General features: G+C 58.8%; 3 protein-coding genes and 1 pseudogene. 2 read left to right on the forward strand and 2 right to left on the reverse strand.

Annotated elements, in window-relative coordinates; translation table 11 throughout:
* Positions 1 to 504 (forward strand): DUF6079 domain-containing protein (locus tag COA17_RS18425; RefSeq protein ID WP_217991029.1); only part of this gene is annotated, 504 nt, incomplete at its 5' end.
* Positions 505 to 570: 66 nt separating this feature from the next.
* Here COA17_RS18425 and istB read toward each other — a convergent pair.
* Both istB and istA read right to left on the reverse strand, forming a co-directional pair.
* On the reverse strand, positions 571 to 1,350 hold the full coding sequence (istB, locus tag COA17_RS18430; RefSeq protein ID WP_006955904.1) for an IS21-like element ISRsp3 family helper ATPase IstB: 780 nt from the start codon (positions 1,348 to 1,350) through the stop codon (positions 571 to 573).
* Positions 1,340 to 2,269: pseudogene (istA, locus tag COA17_RS18435) on the reverse strand (IS21-like element ISRsp3 family transposase); the annotation flags it as partial. The gene istB and the pseudogene istA, both read right to left, overlap by 11 nt.
* A gap of 67 nt (positions 2,270 to 2,336) precedes the next feature.
* On the opposite strand from istA, the gene COA17_RS18440 reads away from it, so the two are divergent.
* A partial coding sequence (locus tag COA17_RS18440; protein ID WP_141397140.1) for an IS110 family RNA-guided transposase occupies positions 2,337 to 2,738 on the forward strand: 402 nt, incomplete at its 3' end.

Below are 2,738 nucleotides of genomic sequence, written 5' to 3' on the forward strand. Positions count from 1 at the left end.
ACCTATCAGGGCAAGAGCAAGACCCTGCAGGAGTGGACCAAGGGCGTCTCGCTCCGTGACAAGGCACGGCTGGGGCCCGACGAGCGCATCAATTTTCGCGACGTTGTAAATGTCATCTCGGGTTTGGCGCTAAGCAATCAGTTTGCCGAGGTGGCGCCTGAATATCCGACATTCTCGGCGCTCGTCACTGAAGCCAACCGCAAGCAGCTGATCGGGAATGCGCTGCGTGCCTTAGCGGGCGGCAATCGAACCAAGGATGCAGTCGTAATCCTCGATGGTCTCGAGATGCTCGACGGAGATCGTATCGATCCGACCCAGTCTCGATATGCGCAAGAAGTCTTGGCCCGGCTGAAATCGAAGGGGCACGGCCAGGTCCTGAATCGCGCCGAGCTCGTTAACGGCGATGCTGAAGTCGAGTACTTTGCGCCGATCAAATTCCGTCTTGAACCCGACCTCATGGTCGCGGTTTTGGGTGGACTTGTGTTGAGTTGCACTGAGAAGTGACCCGGGATTTTCATTGAGAAGTGACCCGGGTGGGCGTGGATGATGTACTGCCTGCGACGAGCAGGGTCAAGCGGGTGATTTGTCCTTTCTGGATTTTGGGGCGGCGGAACTGGCTCTGAAGCGGAAGCTGTCATTGCCGGTTTCAAGGATATGGCAATGATGCGTGAGGCGATCCAGCAGGGCGGTGGTCATTTTGGCATCGCCAAAGATACTGGACCACTCGCTGAAGCTCAGGTTGGTGGTGATAACAACGCTGGTCCGCTCATAGAGTTTGCTGAGCAGATGGAACAGCATGGCCCCGCCTGAAGGGCTGAAGGGTAGATATCCCAGCTCATCAAGGATGACGAGGTCGAGGCGCAACAGACGCTCGGCCAACTGGCCCGCTCTGTTTGCGGCCTTTTCCTGCTCCAACGCATTGACCAGATCGACGGTGGAGAAGAAGCGGATCTTTTTGCGGTGATGCTCAACCGCCTGGACGCCCAAAGCCGTCGCGATGTGGCTTTTGCCGGTGCCTGGTCCGCCGATCAGTACGACGTTGTCGGCGCTATCCATAAAGTCACCACGGTGAAGTTGACGCACGAGCGCCTCGTTGACCTCACTGACGGCAAAGTCGAAGCCTGCCAGATCCTTGTAGGCCGGGAACCGGGCTGCCTTGATCTGGTAAGCAATGGACCTGACCTCCCGCTCGGACATCTCCGCCTTGAGAAGCTGTGAGAGGATCGGAACGGCAGCATCAAAGGCTGGCGCGCCCTGCTCGATCAGATCACCAGCGGCTTGCGCCATGCCATACATTTTGAGGCCACGTAGCATGACAACCACAGCGGCGCTGGCCGGATCATGACGCATGGCGTAACGCCCTCAGCGTGTCGTAGCGTTCGACATCGGCAACAGGCTCCTGGGCGAGGCGCAGGGCCTGCGGGGCATCGATTGGGGATGCCGGTGGAGCCTTGCCATCGATCAGGCGGTGCAGAACATTGAGGATGTGGGTTTTGGTCGGCACCCCAGCTTCGAGGGCCAGTTCGACGGCGCTGAGCACAGCCTGTTCGTTATGCTGTAGAACAAGGGCGAGGATTTCGACCATCTCCCTGTCACCACCGAGCCGCTTGAGCAGATGCCCCTGCAGTTGCCGGAAGGCTTCGGGCATTTCGAGGAATGGCGCCCCATTGCGCAAAGCGCCAGGCTTGCGCTGAACAACTGCCAGATAGTGCCGCCAGTCATAGATCGTCTGCCCCGGCTTCTGGTGAGAACGGTCGATAATCCGGTTGTGCTCGCACAAGATTTGCCCCTCGGCCGCGATGACCAACCGATCAGGATAGACCCGCAGGCTCACTGGCCGGTTCGCAAAGGATGCAGGAACGCTATAGCGATTGCGCTCGAACGCGATCAGGCAGGTCGGCGACACGCGCTTGGTATGTTCGACAAAGCCATCGAAGGCCCGCCCCATCGGCATCAGGCTGATAATCTCAACGGCGTGCACATCGGCAACTGTGCCGGGGAGGACGCCATGCTGGATTTCTCCCCATTGTGCGATGCACCGCTCTTCCAACCAGGCATTGAGGGCATCAAGATCTGGGAAGTTGGGCATTGGCTGCCATAACCGTCGACGCGCATCCTGAACGTTTTTCTCGACCTGACCTTTCTCCCAGCCTGAGGCCGGATTGCAAAAATCCGTTTCGAACAGGTAGTGGCTGGCCATGGCAGCGAACCGCGCATTGACCTGTCGGACTTTGCCCTGGCCGATCCGGTCTACAGCCGTCTTCATATTATGGGATGGACGCCTCCCGTCTTCCGGGCACCATAGGTGTCCAACCAAAAGGAGGAAGGCGATGACGATGGAAATGTTAGCGATCGACTTGGCGAAGCAGTCGTTCCATCTACACGGGATAGATGCTGACGGGGTGGTGGTCTCACGCAAGGTGAGTCGTGCCAAGCTCGAGGATGCAGTGGCTGAACTTGGTCCTGCAGTCGTCGCCATGGAGGCTTGTGCGAGCGCCCACCATTGGGGGCGACAGCTCGCAGCGGCCGGTCGTCAAGTGCGTCTGGTAAACCCCAGATTCGTCAAGGCGTTCGTCCGCGGCTCCAAGAACGATGCTATCGATGCGGAGGCGATCTACGATGCAGCTTCGAGGCCTACTATGCGCTTCGTGCCAGTGAAGACGACCGAGCAGCAGGATCTTCAATGCCTACATCGCGTGCGTGAGCGGTTGGTCGTCCAACGCACCTCGCTCATAAAC

Source organism: Sphingomonas ginsenosidimutans (assembly GCF_002374835.1).
Classification (GTDB): domain Bacteria; phylum Pseudomonadota; class Alphaproteobacteria; order Sphingomonadales; family Sphingomonadaceae; genus Sphingomonas; species Sphingomonas ginsenosidimutans.

What these genes read in the sequence shown, in the direction of transcription:
- istB (WP_006955904.1), bottom strand. Translation starts at nt 1,350, where the DNA reads ATGCGTCATGATCCGGCCAGCGCCGCTGTGGTTGTCATGCTACGTGGC.